Origin of the sequence: Mesorhizobium sp. M2A.F.Ca.ET.067.02.1.1 (genome assembly GCF_004023285.1) — a bacterium.
In the GTDB taxonomy this organism is placed as follows: Bacteria; Pseudomonadota; Alphaproteobacteria; order Rhizobiales; family Rhizobiaceae; genus Mesorhizobium.
In genome coordinates this window covers 1-407 of sequence record NZ_RZSB01001469.1, presented here as the reverse complement: position 1 = coordinate 407, position 407 = coordinate 1, and the positions used below count along the sequence as shown (strand labels likewise).

The 407-nt window shown below is 65.8% G+C and carries 1 pseudogene; it reads left to right on the top strand.

Annotation, left to right across the window (positions count from 1 at the left end):
* Window positions 1-407: pseudogene (locus EOA28_RS38355) on the top strand (hypothetical protein); the annotation flags it as partial.

Below are 407 nucleotides of genomic sequence, written 5' to 3'. Positions count from 1 at the left end.
CCCTGCTCCTTCGAGATCACCATCACGAACGATAGGCCGAGCGCCTTCTCCGGTCCGGTCCGGATCGGCGATGCGATCGGCGTGGAAGGACTGGGCAGGCTGGAAGGCGTCGAGATCACGTCGATCGAGCCGCCCTTCGGCTGCTCGCCCGAACCGACGACGCTGCCTTTGTCCTGCATTGCCAACCTGACGCTCGGCGCCGGGGAAAGCCACGTGCACAATGTCACCGTGGTCATCCCCGATGACGGCCGCCTGGCCAATCTGCAGGGCACGGTCAACGGTCAGAACTGCGTTGGCGTCCTGTCCCCGGATACGCGGGTGCAGGGCGGCGGCGACGTGCTTTCCGGCGATCAGGCCAACATCCAGGGCAATCGCGGCAGGGCCTATGCGTGCCATCCCTTCACCAT